The organism is Burkholderia ubonensis subsp. mesacidophila, from assembly GCF_002097715.1.
In the GTDB taxonomy this organism is placed as follows: Bacteria; Pseudomonadota; Gammaproteobacteria; order Burkholderiales; family Burkholderiaceae; genus Burkholderia; species Burkholderia mesacidophila.
Genome location: NZ_CP020737.1, coordinates 1,841,536 through 1,857,802, shown reverse-complemented (window position 1 = coordinate 1,857,802; position 16,267 = coordinate 1,841,536). Strand labels below are relative to the sequence as shown.

Annotated in this window: 13 protein-coding genes; 4 read left to right on the top strand and 9 right to left on the bottom strand. The window is 67.0% G+C overall.

All coding sequences use genetic code 11. The features are described 5' to 3' along the window. Nucleotides 1-173: 173 nt before the first annotated feature. Entirely contained in the window at nt 174-1,136 is a 963-nt protein-coding gene (locus tag B7P44_RS08770) for an IS110 family RNA-guided transposase (RefSeq protein ID WP_084902930.1), read from the top strand. A gap of 16 nt (nt 1,137-1,152) precedes the next feature. Here the strand turns inward: B7P44_RS08770 and B7P44_RS08765 are convergent, their stop codons facing one another. From B7P44_RS08765 to B7P44_RS08755, 3 genes are read right to left on the bottom strand one after another with little or no spacing between them, the layout of a single operon-like run. Continuing rightward, nucleotides 1,153-2,001: a TauD/TfdA dioxygenase family protein gene (locus tag B7P44_RS08765; RefSeq protein WP_084902927.1), complete on the bottom strand. Its 849-nt coding sequence runs from the start codon at nt 1,999-2,001 to the stop codon at nt 1,153-1,155. A gap of 10 nt (nt 2,002-2,011) precedes the next feature. Continuing rightward, on the bottom strand, nt 2,012-2,992 hold the full coding sequence (locus B7P44_RS08760) for a quinone oxidoreductase family protein (RefSeq protein ID WP_084902925.1): 981 nt from the start codon (nt 2,990-2,992) through the stop codon (nt 2,012-2,014). An 18-nt stretch (nt 2,993-3,010) separates the two neighbouring features. Further along, nucleotides 3,011-3,910 carry a hemerythrin domain-containing protein gene (locus tag B7P44_RS08755; RefSeq protein WP_084902922.1) on the bottom strand — a complete coding sequence of 300 codons (900 nt, stop codon included), beginning with the start codon at nt 3,908-3,910 and terminating at the stop codon, nt 3,011-3,013. Nucleotides 3,911-4,156: 246 nt separating this feature from the next. Between B7P44_RS08755 and B7P44_RS08750 the strand changes: the two genes are divergently transcribed. Together B7P44_RS08750 and B7P44_RS08745 are read left to right on the top strand one after the other, a co-directional pair. After that, nucleotides 4,157-6,877 (top strand): winged helix-turn-helix domain-containing protein, encoded by a 2,721-nt coding sequence (locus B7P44_RS08750; protein ID WP_084902920.1) that lies wholly within the window; start codon nt 4,157-4,159, stop codon nt 6,875-6,877. 151 nt (nt 6,878-7,028) lie between these two features. Beyond that, nucleotides 7,029-8,153, top strand: a complete 1,125-nt coding sequence (locus tag B7P44_RS08745) for a porin (protein WP_084902917.1) — start codon at nt 7,029-7,031, stop codon at nt 8,151-8,153. A 156-nt stretch (nt 8,154-8,309) separates the two neighbouring features. Here the strand turns inward: B7P44_RS08745 and B7P44_RS08740 are convergent, their stop codons facing one another. From B7P44_RS08740 to B7P44_RS37460, 6 genes are all read right to left on the bottom strand, one after another. Further along, entirely contained in the window at nt 8,310-8,909 is a 600-nt protein-coding gene (locus tag B7P44_RS08740; RefSeq protein ID WP_084902915.1) for a LysE family translocator, read from the bottom strand. A gap of 134 nt (nt 8,910-9,043) precedes the next feature. Continuing rightward, on the bottom strand, nt 9,044-10,156 hold the full coding sequence (locus B7P44_RS08735; RefSeq protein WP_084902912.1) for an aminopyrrolnitrin oxygenase PrnD: 1,113 nt from the start codon (nt 10,154-10,156) through the stop codon (nt 9,044-9,046). A 24-nt stretch (nt 10,157-10,180) separates the two neighbouring features. Next, nucleotides 10,181-11,881, bottom strand: coding sequence for a monodechloroaminopyrrolnitrin halogenase PrnC (locus B7P44_RS08730; RefSeq protein ID WP_084902909.1), 1,701 nt, complete (start codon nt 11,879-11,881; stop codon nt 10,181-10,183). A gap of 50 nt (nt 11,882-11,931) precedes the next feature. Then, nucleotides 11,932-13,017: a monodechloroaminopyrrolnitrin synthase PrnB gene (locus tag B7P44_RS08725; RefSeq protein WP_084902905.1), complete on the bottom strand. Its 1,086-nt coding sequence runs from the start codon at nt 13,015-13,017 to the stop codon at nt 11,932-11,934. Then, nucleotides 13,017-14,633, bottom strand: coding sequence for a tryptophan 7-halogenase PrnA (locus B7P44_RS08720; protein ID WP_084902902.1), 1,617 nt, complete (start codon nt 14,631-14,633; stop codon nt 13,017-13,019). The genes B7P44_RS08725 and B7P44_RS08720 overlap by 1 nt, the downstream gene beginning before the upstream one ends. After that, on the bottom strand, nt 14,630-15,199 hold the full coding sequence (locus tag B7P44_RS37460) for a type 2 periplasmic-binding domain-containing protein (protein WP_231716675.1): 570 nt from the start codon (nt 15,197-15,199) through the stop codon (nt 14,630-14,632). Before B7P44_RS37460 ends, B7P44_RS08720 begins: the two co-directional genes overlap by 4 nt. Before the next feature lie 563 nt (nt 15,200-15,762). Here B7P44_RS37460 and B7P44_RS08710 point away from each other — a divergent pair. Then, nucleotides 15,763-16,107 carry a DUF2199 domain-containing protein gene (locus B7P44_RS08710; protein WP_231716674.1) on the top strand — a complete coding sequence of 115 codons (345 nt, stop codon included), beginning with the start codon at nt 15,763-15,765 and terminating at the stop codon, nt 16,105-16,107. Nucleotides 16,108-16,267: the final 160 nt, after the last annotated feature.

Below are 16,267 nucleotides of genomic sequence, written 5' to 3'. Positions count from 1 at the left end.
GGTAAAGTCTGGGAGCAACCAGACTGAACCGTGTAGTTTGATTCGCGCTTGGGCCAATGAGCCCGTTTCTGAGTACAGAACGCACGGTTGCCGTGCTGGTCTTCCCGAAACCCGAACGGTTACCCGCCCCGATCTGATCGAGGGCGCATGCACAAGCAAGGGATCTGAAGATCATGTCTGCTTCCTCAGTAATGGTGGGTATCGACGTAGCCAAGGAGCACGTCGATATTGCGGTATTGGGCGCCGAACGCATTGCGCAGCGATGGGCTAACGATGCCGAGGCACATTCGGCCCTGGCAGCGGCCCTGCAACCCCTGAACGTGGCTCTGGTCGTCATGGAAGCCACGGGCGGCTACGAAGCGGCGCTTGCGTGTGCGTTGCAGGCGGCAGGCTTGCCGGTCGCCGTGATCAACCCGCGTCAGGCGCGCGACTTTGCCAAGTCGATGGGGCGTCTGGCCAAGACCGATACGATCGATGCTCACATGCTGGCGGAGTTCGCATCGGTACTGGTTCGTCGCAAGGATCTGGCCAACTTCATTCGACCGCTGGCCGACACCCAGCAACAAGCGCTGGCCGCCATGGTCACACGCCGTCGTCAGTTGCTCGGCATGTTGCTGTCCGAGCGGCAGCGTTTGCAGCTGGCCATTCCGGTCGTACGCCCGAGCATAGAAGCCATGATCGACGCCATCCGCAAGCAGCTTGATGATGTCGACGCCCAGATGGTTACCCACGTCCGCGCGCACTACAGCGCACTCGACGAACTGCTGCGCTCGGCAAGCGGTATCAGCCCAGTGGCCAGTGCTACCTTGATCGCAGAACTGCCCGAACTTGGCCGGCTCAATCGCCGCCAGATCGCTGCGTTGGTTGGCGTCGCTCCGATGGCATGGGACTCGGGAACTACCCGGGGGCACAGGCGCATTCAAGGCGGACGGTTCGATATCCGTCGCGTCCTGTACATGGCAGCGCTCACCGCTTCGCGACGCAACCCCGCTATTGCCGCTTTTTATCAACGACTGATCGCCGCAGGCAAACCGCCCAAGGTCGCGCTGGTTGCCTGCATGCGCAAGCTCCTGACCGTGCTCAACGCCATGGTCAAAACCAGCACACCTTGGGACAGTTCGCTTCATTCCGCTTGACTCGCTAGACGGTTACTCAGAACGGCGCGTCGCCGACGATCCCCGCGCGCTCCATCTTGCGCACGCACGGCGGGTAATCCATCACCGCGTAATGCTGGGTGCTGCGGTTGTCCCAGATCGCGACGCTGTTCTTCCGCCAGCGCCAGCGCACCTGGTATTCGGGGATATACGCCTGGCTGATCAGGTACTGCAGCAACTGCCCCGCGCCCGGGTTCGCGTCCTGCCCGAAGCGCACGCGCTCCGGCGTGTGGAAGTTCGTGAAGTGCGTCGTGAACGCGTTCACGTACAACACCTTCTCGCCCGTCTCCGGATGCGTGCGCACGACCGGATGCTCGGCGTCCGGATACTGCGCCTTCAGCGCGAGCCGCTTGTCGATCGGCATCGCCGCGCCGAAGCTCGCCTCGATGCTGTGGCGCGCGCGCAGCCCGTCGATCTGCCGCTTCACGTGCTCGGGCAGGTTCTCGTACGCGAGCGCCATGTTCGCCCACATCGTGTCGCCGCCGACCGGCGGGCACTCGACGCAGCGCAGCACGCAGCCGTTCGGCGGCGCCACGCGCCAGCTTGCATCGCTGTGCCACGCGTTCTCGTAGCGGTCGTTCGGCTGGTCGGGCGACTTGTAGATCCGCACGAGGCCCGGATGGTCGGGATCGCTGCCCGCGACCGGATGGTCCTCCAGCTCGCCGAAGCGCCGCGCGAACGCGACGTGCTCGGCGCGCGAGATGTCCTGGTCACGCAGGAACAGCACGCGGTGCTTCAGCAGCAGTGCGCGGATCCCGGCGAACAGGTCGTCGTCGTGCACGGCGTCCGCCAGGCTCACGCCGGACAGTTCCGCGCCGATCGCGCACGTCAGTGGTTCGACTCGCATGGCCGGCTCCTCACACGTCGAATACCGACGAACCCGTGGTCTTGCCCGCTTCCAGGTCGCGATGCGCGCGCGCCGCGTCCTCGAGCGCATAGCGCTGGTTGATCTCGATCCGGATGCGGCCCGCGGCGACGTGGTCGAACAGCTCGCCCGCCAGCGCCGCCTTCTCGGCCGGATCGGCGATGTAGTCGGCAAGCGCCGGGCGCGTCAGGTACAGCGAGCCCTTCATCGCGAGCAGCTGCGGATTGAACGGCGGGATCGGGCCCGACGCGGTGCCGACGCACACCATCAGGCCGCGGCGCTTCAACGCATCCAGCGACGCATCGAAGGTGTCCTTGCCGACGCTGTCGAACACGACGTCGACGCCCTTGCCGTCGGTCAGCTCGCGCACGCGACCCGCGATGTCTTCGTGCCGGTAGAGGATCACGTGATCGCAGCCGTGCGCCCGCGCGACTTCCGCCTTCGCTTCGCTCGACACCGTGCCGATCACGGTCAGCCCGAGCAGCTTCGCCCACTGCGACACGATCAGGCCCACGCCGCCGGCCGCCGCATGCAGCAGAATGCTGTCGCCCGCGTTGAACGCATGGATGCGGCGCAGCAGGTACGCGGACGTGAGGCCGCGCATCGTCATCGCGGCCGCGGTGTCGCACGCGATCGCGTCGGGCAGCTTGATGAGCGGCGCGGCCGGCACGAGGCGTTCGGTGCTGTACGCGCCGAGCGTGTTGATGAAGCCCGTATAGGTCACGCGATCGCCGGCCGCGACGTGGGTCACGCCATCGCCGACCGCTTCGACCACGCCCGCCGCTTCCACGCCGATGCCGGACGGCAGCGGCACCGGGTAAAGCCCGCTGCGGAAATAGGTGTCCGCGAAGTTCAGGCCGACCGCCGCGTGCTTCACGCGCACTTCGCCGGGCCCCGGGTCGCCGACCTCGACGCGCTCCCAGCGCAGCACGTCCGGGCCGCCGGTCTGATGGAATCGCACTGCATGTGCCATGTGTGTCTCCGTGATAAGTCAGTCGGACGCGCGCCGCGCGTCCTCGGGTTCGTCCGCGCCCGGCGTCGCGGCTGCGCGCTGCGCCGGGCCCTCATCCAGTTCGGCCCAGTCGGCGTCGCTCAGGTAGCGCCGCGCCGCCGGGAAAATCACCCCCTCCTTGCGCCCCATCTGCTCGAACACGCCGCGTGCGTAGCACGCGAGCGCCGCATCGAACGCGGTGCCCGGCTGCGCATCGCCGGCCATCCGCGCCAGCGCATCGAGCGCTTGCGCATCGCGGCGATGCTGGCGGTCGAGCTCGTCCAGCTCGGCTTCGACGCTCTCGGTTCGGGCGCGCAGCGTCGCGAACAGCCGCGCTTCCGCGCCTGCGCCGAAACGCTGCGCCTGCAGGCCGGCGAGATCCGCGAGCACGCGGCGGCACGCGATGGCATCCGGCCCCGGTTCGCCCGCGTGCGCCGCATGCCGCTGCAATGCATGCAGCAGCGCGGCCACCGCGCGATGCGCGTCCAGACAGCGGGCGATCACGCGCGCCGCGGCCGGCGGATGCGAGGCCGCGCACACCAGCACCGGCACGCCGCTTGCCGCGAACAGGCGCCGCCGCTGCGCGCCTGCGCCGGCGTGCGCGCCGTGCGGCAGCGCCGCGACGCAGATCAGGTCGCAGCCGAGCACGCGGGCCAGCTCCGGCAGCGGCGTGCCGCCGGCGGGCGCGATCGCGTACGACACGCCCTGCGCCCGCGCCGCCGCTTCCACTTTCGCACCGTGCTCCGGCATCCGCGCTCCGGGTAAATACGCGTGCGGCGCGGCGCCGGACAGCACGAACGTGACCCGCGCGCTCACGGCCCGCGCAAGCTCCAGCGCATGGCCGACCGCGTCGATGCCGCCGGGCGCGCCGTCGACCGTCACGAGCAGATGGCGATACATCGCGCGGCTCCGCTTATCCGGCGAGCGGCAGGCTGGCGGGCGTGCCGGTCGATGCAGTCGTCATGGGCGCTCTCCTCGTCGCATGCGTGATTCAACGGGACCCATGCTATCGGCGCGGGCGCGTTGCGGCCCCACTCGTGTCGGGGGGGATTGACGCCCGCAGGGAGTTCGGTCGATCCTTCCCCCCACGTTCCATACCGGACGCCGGCCTGCAACGCATCGCCGGAATTCCGACCTGCTCCCCCGATGGCCCACCCACCCGATCGCGCCGACACCGCCCCCACCGAGCTGGTCCTGAAGACCACCGCGCCGCGCGTGCCGGCGCAGCTGCTCGCCCGCGCGCGGCTGAGCCTCGCCGCGCCGGGCTTCGACGAACGCCCGATCACGCTCGTTCAGGCGCCGGCCGGCTACGGCAAGACGTCGCTGCTCGCGCAATGGCGCCGCGAATGGCTGGCGCTCGGCCGCGCGGTCATCTGGCTGTCGGCGGACGAGCGCGACGACGCGCCGCGGCTGCTGCAGGGGCTCGTGCAGGCGGTGCGGACCGGCTGTGCGCGGCCCGGCTTCGGCCGCCTGATCGCGCGCGGCGCGCCCGATGCGGCGCGCGCGCTGGAAGGGATGACCGCGTGGCTCGCGGAAGTCGCGCAACTGTCGATCGACGCGCTGCTGATCGTCGACGACGCGGAGCGGCTGCCCGCCGCCGGCCTCGACGCGCTGACCTACGTGCTGCACAACGCGCCGCCGAACCTGCGCGTCGTCGTCGCCGCGCGGCGCGGGCTCGACCAGGCGGCGGCCGACCTGCTCGCGGGCGGCCAATGCCTGCTGGTCGGCCCCGACTGGCTGCGCTTCACGCTCGACGAGACGATCGCGCTCGTCTGCGCGCGCTTCGCGCAGCGCGTCGACGCCGACGCGTGCGCGCGCCTGTTCGAGCGCGTCGACGGCTGGCCGCTCGGGCTGCAGCTCGCGATGGCCGCGATGGCGCGCGCGGCCGATCCGCGCCAGGCCGTCGATGCGCTCGCCGCGCGCGCGGGCGGCGCCCGCGACCGGCTCGTCGAGCTGCTGCTCGCGAACCTGTCGGCCGACGACACGGTGTTCCTGACGCAGGCGAGCGTCGTCGACCGGCTGCACCCGTCACTCTGCGACGCGCTGCTCGACGACGCCGGCGCATCCGCGCGCCTCGCCCGCCTGGCACGCGACACGCCGCTCTTCATCGCGTCGGACGACTCCGACTGGTGCCGGCTGCATCCGCTCGTGCGCGATGCGCTGCGCGACCGCCTCGCGGCCGGGCCGGACGCCGCGCGCAGCGTGCTGCATGCGCGCGCGGCCGGCTGGCTCGACGCGCACGGGATGACGGACGAGGCGGCCCGCCACGCGTATGCGGCCGGCCAGCTCGCGCTCGCCTATGCGCTCGCGCAGCGCGGCCTGGAGGATGCGATCAAGGAAGGCCGCATCGACGACGTGCTCGACTGGCTCGCGCGCCTGCCCGACGCGGAACTCGACAAGCGGCCGGCGCTGCGGATCGCGGTCGCGTGGGCGCTCGCGCTCGGCGAGCGGCACGTCGAGGCGCGCCGCCAGATCGCGGGCATCCTCGCCGCGCCCGACACGCCGCCCGCGATGCGTTACGAATGCGCGCTGATCCTGAGCGCGGCCGCGTATTACGCGGACGAGATCGACCGCTTCGTCGAGCTGTTCGAACCGTGGGCCGACTTCGCGCCGCCGCCCGCGACCTGGCTCGCGCAGATGCACGCGAACCGGCTGTCGGCGCGCGCGATCATCCTCGGCGAGCCGGCGCGGGCGCGTCGCTTCCAGCAGGCCGCGCCGCGCGGCGCGCGCGGCCAGGGGGCGGCCGGGTTCGGCTACGTCGCGCGCTGGGGCGAGCTGATCACGGGCCTCAGCTATCTGTCGGAGGGGCAGGTGCGGCTCGCGGACGACGTGCTGTCACCCGCGCTGGCCCGCGCGGAAGCCGATCTCGGCCGCCGCCATCCGCTGACCTGCATGTTCGCGGCGCTGTGCGCGGCGCTCGCCTACGAGGCCGATCGCGTCGACCAGGCGGCCGCGCTGCTCGCGAACCGGCTCGACGTGCTCGAGCACGCGGGCATCCCCGACACGGTGCTGCTCGGCTACTGCACCGCGGCGCGCGTCGCGATGCTGCGCGGCCTCGAGCATCGCGCGATCGACCTGCTCGAAGCGCTGGACGCGATGGGCGTCGCGCGCCGGCTGCCGCGCCTGTCGGTCGCGAGCCTCGCCGAGCAGGTGCGGATCCACGCGGCGCGCTATCGCGAGGCGACCTGCCACGCGCTGGTCGAGCGGATCGACGCGATCGCCGCCGCCGAGTTCCCGGCCCACGGGCCGTTGTGGCGGCGCCCCGTCGTGCTGCTGCAGGCCACCGCGCATGCCGGCGCGGCGCTGGCCGCGCGCCGCTGGGAGGACGCGTGCGCGGCGCTCGACGAGGCGGCCGCCCTCGCTCGCGAAATGAACGTCGGCCGCGCGCGCATCGAGATCATGGCGCTCAACGCGTTCGCGCTCGAGCAATCGGGCCGCGGCGGCCGTGCGCGGCTCGTCGAGGCGATGAACCTCGCGGACGTGTTCGGCCTCACCCGCACGCTGGCCGACGCGCATCCGGCCGTCGCGGACTGGGCGCGCCGGGTCGGCGACGAGGACGCCGCGGGCGCGGGCCAGACAGGCCAGGCGCGCCATGCGCTGCCGCAGCCGCGCGTCGTGCCGCCCGCGCCGCGCAGCGCCGCCGGGCCGCGCGCGGTGCCGAGCGTCGTGCTGACGCCGAAGGAGCGCGCGATCCTCGAACTGCTCGCGCGCAACCTGTCGAACAAGGAAATCGCGGTCGCGCTCGCCGTCGGCGAGGAAACCGTGAAATGGCACCTGAAGAACCTGTTCGGCAAGCTCGACGCCAGCTCGCGCAAGCACGCGGTGCGCCGCGCGCTGGTGCTCGGCCTGCTTGAAAACGCGCCGTAGCGCGCCGCAGTTGCACACCTTCCCCCGTCGCTTCTCCGCAACCCTGCCCCCCCGCGCGTGGGGGGAGCGGCCGCGCGTCGTTGCGTAGTCTTTGCGCATCGCCCGGGCGGGCTCGATCCCGTCCGGGAACAACACGATCACGGAGACTCGGATGAAGACGAAACTGGCCGCGCTTGCCGCGCTTGCCGCCTGGTCGGCGCTCGCGCACGCGCAATCCTCCGTCACGCTGTACGGCGTGATCGACACGGGCATGCTGTACCAGAGCACGTCGGCCGCGTCGTTCAGCCCGAACGCGCCGAACACCGGCAAGGTGTTCCGGATGAAGGACGGCGGGATCTATTCGAGCTTCTGGGGAATCAAGGGGCGCGAGGACATCGGCGGCGGCTATGCGGTCAACTTCAAGCTGCAGGGCTCGTTCGACAGCGGCACCGGCCGGTTCCAGCTGAGCGACACGCCGGGCGCGGTCGCGATCTTCAACCAGGTCGCATCGGTCGGCGTGTCGGGGCCGTTCGGCAGCTTCACGGCGGGCCGCCAGATCGTGCCGATGATCTACGCGATGGCCGACACCGACGTGCGCAACGCGGAATTCTTCGGCAGCATCCTGACCGCGTGGCTCGGCATCAACACCGCGGCGGGCTGGCCCGGCACGAGCACCAACGGCGCGATCGGCGCGCTGTACGACAGCAATGCGCTCGTCTACCAGTCGCCGACCTTCGGCGGCGTGTCGGTCGCGCTCGAATACGCGCCGGGCGGCGTCGCCGGGCAGATCCAGGGCGGCACGCGCGAATCGGTCGTGCTCAAGTATTCGAACTACGGGTTGAATGCCGCCGCCGTCTACTACAACGGCCACGACGCCAATCCGGCGCCCGGCTCGACGCCGACCGGCGTGAACAACAACCGCTTCGTGTACGTCGGCGCGAAATACACGATTGACGATTTCTCGGTGTCCGCGTCGTATGCGAACGGCAAGAATCCCGCGCACTCGGACCAGGCGAATTTCGACATGATGTCGGCGGGCGTCGGCTATCGCTTCACGCCCGCGCTGCAGGTCACGTCGGCCGTGTACTACCTGAAGGACCGCAATCGTTCGGCGAACAAGTCGACGTCGGTCGTGCTGGCGGCCGACTACAGCCTGTCGAAGCGCACGATGGTCTATGCGCAGGTCGGCCACGTGAACAATCGCGGCACGATGGACCAGATGCTCGTGTATGGGCAGCCGGTCGCGCCGGGCGTCGGGACGACGGCGGCGATGATCGGTTTGCGGCATAGCTTTTGAGGGGGGCGCCTAGCCCGGGGCGCGTAGCCGGGGACGCCTGGAGCCTGTGATGAACGTATATGAATGAAGTCGATGATTTTGGGCAGCCTTAGACAAGGCTTGCGGGTTTTCATCCCGACATCTTGTCTTATCAGCGGCAAAGTTCATTACGCCGCTCTAGCGGTTGAGTACGGAAAACGCCAGCGTGCCCGAGAACATCAACAGCACTACCGACGCACCGCGAAGCAGCGTTCCGGTATGGGTGGCCAGAGACCGGCGCGCCGTCAAGACGCCGCCGATGGTAAGCCACATCGAACCGATCGTCACGGCGAGCGCCGTGAAGACCGCGATCGAGCAGAGATAGAACGGAACCAATATGAAAGCCTGCGGGGGAAAGATCGCAGTGGCGAACAATAACGCCTTCGGGTTCATGGTCGTCGCGACGAACATGTCGCGAAAGCCGATGGCACCCGACTGGATGTCTTCAAAGTGTGGGCTTTTCCATAGCTGCAGGGCGAGATAGAAAATATAGGCCGAGCTCCCCAGCTTCAGCGCATCGTAAAGCCACGGCCGTGTGGCCGCGAATGTCGCCAGGAAGAAACCCCACAGTGATATCGCGAAGCCATAGCCCGATGCCTCTGCAACCAGGAGAGGCGACGATTGCCGGAAGCCGACCTTGATTCCCGAGGACAGCAGCAAAGTATTTGTCGGCCCTGGCGTGGCCAGGACCAGCGAAACGTAGAGTGCCATCTTCAATATCACTTGCAATGTCGGCATCTTGCTGCCTTGGTGTCGATGACGGTCGCCACGCGTCGGGGCGGACCGTCGTATTAGTTGTTAGTCATTCATCTTGTCTTATCAGCTGCAACGTTCATAACGCCCTCCAGGGCCGCCGACTCACGCATCGCCGCTCACTCGCGGCCGCGCGGTCGAGTGGTCGCCTCGGCGACGCGGTCGACCCAGCCCCGGTAGAACGCGCGGTACTTGAGCACGAGCTTGTCGTACTTGCTGTACGCGCCGCCGCCGTCCGGCTTCATCCCGTTCCAGATTTTGACGTCGTACCCCGCGGCCTGCCTGGTCTGCAACCCGAACAGCACGTAGTCGGTCGCGCGGCGCAGGACGCCGCCCACCTTCTTGATCGAGATGAGCATGTGCATGACGTTTTTGCCGTCGCTCACCGGCGTCACACACTGGAGCAGCTTGTATTTGAAGTCTCCGTCGAGGGCGACGGTCATGACGCACCCGCCGGGGTAGCCATCGAAGTGCAGGTTCATCTGCGACATGTTCAGGCCGAGCGCGCGCGACAGCATGCCGAGGGGCCCGAAGTACCGGTCCACGGTGAAGTCGATCCCGGCCCCGAACCACGCGCCCGCCCGGGCCAGCGACTCGACCTCCGGCCACTGGCGCCAATCGTCGAAGAGCTTGAGCTCGAAGGCCGAGATCGGGAGCGCGTGCACGGGGGTCGCGTGCTGCGCGTCGTAGAAGTTCTCGACGATCCGCAAGACCGCCGTCGTCGTCTCGAACGCGAAGTGCAGGTGCATGAAGTCGCCGTTGTCGACGTCGGCCGCGGCGATTTCGGGCAGCGGGTGCAGCGGCTGCGGGGAGCCGTACCAGACCCACACGTAGCCGTATCGCTCAGCGGTGACCAACGTCGGCTGGCGCGCCCCGCGCGGGACGGGCTCCAGCTGGCGCACCGCCTGGCTGTGGCCGGGGATGTGAACGCACTGGCCCTGCTCGTCGTACCGCCAGTGGTGAAACGGGCACTGGATGCACCCGTCCTTGACCCGCCCGTCGGCCAGGTTCGCGCCGAGGTGCGAGCAGTGACGGTCCATCACCACGGCCCGTCCCGTCGCGCCGCGCCACGCCACGCACGGACGGCCGAAGAGCGTCAACTCCGTCGGCTTGTCCTTGAGGTCGTCCGAGCGCATCGCGACGTACCAGCTCGCGGCCAGGCGCGTGGTCGCATCGTACGCCCCTGGGGCATGCTCCCTGGCGACCGCTTGATCCAATTGAACGTCGTTCATCGTTTTCGTGTCGGTGTCGGCCGACTACTTCAGCGCCAGGCCGATGCGGGTCGTGATGTACGCCTTGAGCAGCGCGAACATCGGGTTGTAGTCGAAGTACTTTTTCACCTCTGCCGGCGCGCTGGTTTGCGTCCAATGCATCAGCTTCAGCGCCGGCAGCAGGCTGTACTTCGAGTTGTTGAGCTGCGGCCTGGCCCCGGTGATGCAGTACCCGAAGCCGAACATCGGCCTGGCGAAATCCCGCTCGTCGATGAGGGCGTGAATCCGTGCCGCGGCCTCCTCCGCCGGCTTGCGCCCGGCGCTCACGGCCTCGACCTCGGCCTTGGCGTCGTTGAACAACTGGTAGTACCCCTCCATGTCCGCGCACAGGTACCCGAGGTACGGGGGGTTGTTGTCGAGGTGATCGAGGTCGCCCTCGTCACGCGACGCGCGGAACCTCGCGTGGGCTTGCACGAGCCGGAACTGCCCGAGGATCGTGCCGACCGCCCACAGCCGGTGGAACGCGTCCCACAGGCGGAAATCCGAGAACGCCGTGTAGCAGCAGCTGACGAAGTCGTCGTTGTGGTCCAGAAGCTTCTGCTGCAGGCGCTCGATGTACTCGAAGCGCTCGGGGGAGAAGTCGTCGTCGCGCAGCGCCTTGATGAGGCGCGCCGCGAGCGCGTGGATGGTCACCGCGGTGTTCTCGAGCCCCCGGGAGAAGAGCGGGTCGATGAACCCGTTCGCGTGCAGCATCAGGCAGTAGCGGTCGCCGACGCAGGCGTTCGACGAGAATTGCAGGCGGTCGGTCTTGACCCAGTCGCGCACCGGCACGGCGTCCCGGAACTGCGCCCCGATGCTCGGGAACCGCGCGAGGAACGCGTCGAATTCCTGCTGCGCGGAGATGTCCGTTTTCGGGTAGACACGCGGGTCGAGCTGCAGGCCGACGCTCACCAGGTTGTTGGTCGACCGCGGGTGGTTGTTGAACGGAATCACCCAGAGCCAGCCGCCCGCGAACATGTGGTGCAAGGTCCCCTCGTGCCAGCGCCAGCGCTGCCCCTTGACCTTGAAGATGTCGTCGAACGGCTTGACCCCGAGCATGTGCGTGTAGAGGCTGCGCGAGTGCGTCTTGAAGCGGCACGGCTCTTCGCGGAGCTTGAACTTGGTCGCGAGCGGCGCGCGGGGTCCTCCGCAGTCGATCATGTACCGGCCGGTGAACCGATCGCCCTGGGCGGTGGTCACCGCAACGCCGTCTTTGTCGGCGTGGTATTCGGTCACGTTCGTCTTCTGGCGGACCGTGCAGCCGTATTTGATGGCGGCTTGCAACAGGTAGGCGTCGACGTCCTGCCGGTAATAATGGCTCTCCGGCCCCCACGGCAGCTCGGGAATGACGCACTGCGTGAACTCCTTCGGGTCGTGCTCCTGGCCGGGCTTGTGGAACACGAAGCCGAAGTTGCGCTTGATGCCCGTGCTCGACGCGACGTAACGCTGCGTCGCGTAGAACGACGTGATGCGGTCGAGCTCCGGAATGCCGTAGCGATCGGCGATGATGCGGTTCATCAGAGACGTCTCGGGGATCGACGATTCGCCGATCGTGAACCGCGGGTGCGACGACTCCTCGATGATCAGGACGCGAAACTGTTGTTTGGCCAGGATGGCCCCCATCTGGGTGCCGGACATGCCCGAGCCGAGGATGATCACGTCGAAGTGGTTGCTGTCGCGCCCGTTCGCGGGGCTCTTCTGAGTCATGGGGCACACTCTCCTTGTGAGATGGAACACATGGCCGCACGCGTCAGGCGTCAGGGCTCGTCGAGCGCGGCGCGGAGGCGGGACCGCGCGGCACGCGTGAGCGTGAGTAGATCGCCGAGCATGCTGGGCGCGTACCCCCCGCTGCCGATTGTGGGGCCGCTTCGCCCGACTTCGTACGCCCGCTCCGCCAATTTGAGGTGAGGCGCCCGGAAGCGCAGCAGGATCTCGAAGACCCGGTCGAGGGCCGCCAGCCCGGCCCCGACGGGCTCGCCCCGCGCGCCGGCCGCTTGCGCCTCGCCGAGCGCGCGGTCGACGAGCGCCGGCTCCCCGGCGAACCGAGCGTAGACCGCCCTGAACGCGGGAAGCACGTAGGGCAGGTACGTCTCCTTGAATTCTCGATAAGCCTGGTGGTCCGATTGCGAGCCCCACAGGACGTGCTCCAGCACGAAGAGGGGCATTTCCACGGCACCGGGGCCGAGGTAGCGCTGGCCCCCGACTCGAATCGGTTCGTAGAAGGGGCGGAGCTCGTCGTAGAAGACCTGCACCGAGATGAACCGGTAAGCGTAAACGATCGATTCGACCATTTTCTGAAGATAGGCCGCCAGCTCGTCGCACCCTTCCGCAAACGCGGGCGACCGCAGGGGCACGTCGGACAGCTCGACGGTCACCGCGATGGCCGCCTCGAGGGCCGCCATCGAGATGCGCACGCTCTCGAGCAGGTGTGCTTCGTCGCGGAGCCCGGTGTAGCTCCGCTGCGCGTCGGCCGCCGCGGGGTTCCAGACTGTCACATGCAGGAGCGTCTCGCGCGGCGGCAGGTCGGTCGCGCGCGCCAGGTCGAGCAGCACCGGCTCGAGCCCGGGCACCACGTCCGCGGGCTCGTGTCCGTGCCGCTTGAGCGACCCCAGGAAGAACCCGATGTCCCGCATCGCGGCGGCGGCTTCGACGAAGCCCCAGCCTGAGGGCACGCCGCGCGCCGGGAGGAACTCGCGCAACAGGCCAACGATGCCGGGCACATCCTTTTTACGGTTCAGGCCCGGCAGCTGCAGAACGAGCGCTCGCGCCCGCAGCGGATCGCAGGCCGCCACCGCGGCGTGCGTGGCCGCGAATGCGCATACCCGGTCCAGGGTGCGCTCCACTACAGGATTTCCGGCGCCGCGAGCGTCGGCCCGGGCTGGCTGCGAGACAGCCCCGCGTCGCCCTCACGCAGCGATCGCAGGTAGTCGTAGTTCGTCGGCAGGCTCGTCCGCAGACGCTCGGCCTCGCGCCGGATGCGGGCGAACATCGCCTCGGCCTTGTCGATCGACTCCGGTCGGTGCCGCAAGAGCGGCAGCGACCGGTCGGGCAGCATGCCCAAGCCGGCAAAGATGCAGTAGTAGTTTCCGTTCAACCAGAAGTTCTTGAATTCGTAGTCGAAGGTCTCGTAGTACGTGGAATCGTCGAACGACGTGGTGGTCAGCGGCAGCCCCGCCTTGTAGCGCTGAACCTTCTCCTTGATGGCGTCCGAGAGCCGCAGGTCGTGCCGGTTCGCGAGCCAGAACGGCGTGTCTTCGCGCGACGTGGCGAAATAGTGCGCCTGAACGAAATCCCGGCAGTCGTCGAACATGTGGACGATCTCGGCGTTGAATGCGTCGGTCAACCGCGGATCGAACGAGGTATCGGGGAAGTGCTTCACGAGCTGGTAAAGCGCCGCGTAGATGAAGTAGATTCCCGTCGATTCCAGAGGCTCCAAAAAGCACGACGACAGCCCGATAGCGACGCAGTTGTTGACCCACGCCCGCCCGTTGCGCCCGACCCGGAACTTGATCTGGTTGAGCGGCTGCTTGTCCGAGAGGCCCCAGAGGTTGAGGAAGTCGGCGGTGGCCTGGTCGCGCGAGGTGAACTTGCTCGAGAAGACGTAGCCGCTGCCGAACCGGCCCAGCATCGGAATCTTCCAGGTCCACCCCGAGTTCATGGCGATCGCGGAGGTGTACGGCTCGATCCCCACGCGCGCGTCGGCGTTGGGCACGGCGCTGGCGACCGCGCTGTCGCACAGCAGGTAGTCGGACATGTCAATGAAGGGCTCCTTCAGGGCCTGGTTGATCAAGAGCCCCCGCATGCCGGAGCAGTCGATGAACAGGTCCGCCTCCAGCGTCCGCCCCTCCTTGGTGGACAGGCTGGAGATGTAGCCGCGGTCGTTCAGGTGAACCTGCACGACCTCGTCGACCACGCGCTTCACCCCGCGTTCGATGGCCCAGCGCTTCAAGAAGTCGGCCACCAGGTGCGCGTCGAAGTGCCACGCGTGGGACATCTGGCGGGTGCCGTCGGGCAGGCACGGTGCCAGCTTGCCGTCGAGCGCCTCGGGCTGCGGGTAGCAGGCGTACTCCATCGGCTGCTGGAAGCCCTGCTCGCGCTTGCGCAGCCAGTAGTGGGTAAGCGGCACGCCGTCGCAGTTCGGCACGCTGCCGAACAAATGGTAGAAGTGATCGTCGCGCGAGCGGTCGGGAGACTTCCTCCAGTTCACGAACTTGATGGCGGCCTTGAACGCGCCGTTCACCTGGGGCATCCACTCCCGCTCCGGTATCCCGAGGAAGTCGAAGAACACCTTCTGCAAACTCGGGATGGTCGCCTCGCCCACGCCGATCCGGGGGATCGCCGCAGACTCGATGAGCGTAATGTTCGCCTGCTGTTGGAGCGCCCGGACGAGGTACGAGGCGGCCATCCAGCCCGCGGTGCCGCCGCCCACGATGACGATATTCTTGATCGGGTTGCTCATGACACTCTTCTCATAGGATTTAAAACCTGAATGGATAGTGCCGCCTTATCGAGCTGAACTCGCAAGTCGTCCGGTAACGCGTCATAACGTGTCTGGCTCATCGCGACAAATGACACCGGGAAGGCATAGTGAATCGCTGCGAAGTTCGGCAACTCTCCGTGAAAAGATCTTCCAATCGCCCCATCGCCTGACGACAGCACACCGTCCAGCGCACCGGTCCGCAGCAGCGGACGCACTGGCCCCTCCGACAAGGCTGCCTTTCGGGCGCCAGCCACGTCTCCAGGGCAATGGAGGACGTCCCTCCACGCAATATCCGGACATCCTTGCCTGCATCCCCAGGGTTTGATCTGAGGCTGTTCCCATCTCAATTCAAATAGAAGCGCAATCGAACAATGCGAGGCGCCCATCGCATCGGCGGCACACCGCGTAAGGGATGCCGCATCAACAGATTGACTTGGCGATGCGGCAATCGCCATTAGCGCATCGAGATGCTCAGACAACGCCAGCTTCCCGAGGCCTGCCATACCATGCACGTCACCGCTGCGATACACCATAGCAGCGTTCACGATGGCACACCTCGCAAAATTTCATATCAACCTCAATTGATCCAGAGAGATACTCAATCCCGGCAAATATCGGCGAAATATTTCCAGCAAATTATTTACTTTTTTTAAAAAAGGAAATTTGCTTTTTTATTTATAGCTTGCGCACAGACGAATTTATTGTATAAAAATGCGAAATGAGCGACCGAATTAACATGAAATAAATAACGTCACCACCATTTATGAAACAAAGACGTCAACCTTTGCGCATTTCGGCGGTCTTGACCTGCTCCCCGCGTTTAGAGGGCGTTATGAACCTTGCCGCTGATAAGACAAGATGTCGGGATGAAAACCCGCGAGCCTTGTCTGACGCTGCCCAAAATCATCGACTTCATTCATATAGGTTCATAACAGGCTCTAGCCGGGGGCGCCTGGCGTTGGGATCGACGCCGCTTGACAGGTTCTCGCATCGGATTGAATGTCAGCGTCTCCTCCAGAATGTGGACATTCCCAACCAGGTGAACAGTCGATGAAATTTTCATTCCGATGCGTAACCTGCGGTAAAACCCATCACGGCATGCCAAGCTTTGGCGCTCTGGCGCCTTTCAGCTATTACCAGGTACCAGAGGCAGAAAGTATGGCTCTCCCTCAGCGAAGCCAGCTTTCAGGAGTGGGGCAGGACATACCACGTCGCGAAGCGATCGAACGTGGGGCCCTTCTTCGGCTGGCTCAACACGCAGCTGTCCATCTACCCGGACACGCTCAATCTCAAGACGATGGTGCATCTGCGCGATAACGGCATCCGTCCGTATATCGAACTTGAACCCACCGATCACCCGCTCGCACTGGAGCAACGCAACGGCATCTCTCCCGAACGGCTCGCGCAGATATATCGCGAGGTCATGCATCCGGACGACGCCGCACGATCGTGACGCAATGGTGCGGTACCGCCCGCGCCCCACGCCTGCACCGATTCGTCGAATCGGCTACAGTGGGCCCTTTGGCGCGGCCGGCCGCGCCCGCTCTCGCGTGAGCCTGCCGTTCCGGATTCCACGAACGGCCCGCCCACGCGCGGCGCTACGGCGAGCCGCA

Bases quoted from the DNA above. Each gene is read 5' to 3' on its own strand.
- B7P44_RS08770 (WP_084902930.1), top strand. From the start codon at position 174: ATGTCTGCTTCCTCAGTAATGGTGGGTATCGACGTAGCCAAGGAGCAC.
- B7P44_RS08765 (WP_084902927.1), bottom strand. From the start codon at position 2,001: ATGCGAGTCGAACCACTGACGTGCGCGATCGGCGCGGAACTGTCCGGC.
- B7P44_RS08760 (WP_084902925.1), bottom strand. From the start codon at position 2,992: ATGGCACATGCAGTGCGATTCCATCAGACCGGCGGCCCGGACGTGCTG.
- B7P44_RS08755 (WP_084902922.1), bottom strand. From the start codon at position 3,910: ATGTATCGCCATCTGCTCGTGACGGTCGACGGCGCGCCCGGCGGCATC.
- B7P44_RS08750 (WP_084902920.1), top strand. From the start codon at position 4,157: ATGGCCCACCCACCCGATCGCGCCGACACCGCCCCCACCGAGCTGGTC.
- B7P44_RS08745 (WP_084902917.1), top strand. From the start codon at position 7,029: ATGAAGACGAAACTGGCCGCGCTTGCCGCGCTTGCCGCCTGGTCGGCG.
- B7P44_RS08740 (WP_084902915.1), bottom strand. From the start codon at position 8,909: ATGCCGACATTGCAAGTGATATTGAAGATGGCACTCTACGTTTCGCTG.
- B7P44_RS08735 (WP_084902912.1), bottom strand. From the start codon at position 10,156: ATGAACGACGTTCAATTGGATCAAGCGGTCGCCAGGGAGCATGCCCCA.
- B7P44_RS08730 (WP_084902909.1), bottom strand. From the start codon at position 11,881: ATGACTCAGAAGAGCCCCGCGAACGGGCGCGACAGCAACCACTTCGAC.
- B7P44_RS08720 (WP_084902902.1), bottom strand. From the start codon at position 14,633: ATGAGCAACCCGATCAAGAATATCGTCATCGTGGGCGGCGGCACCGCG.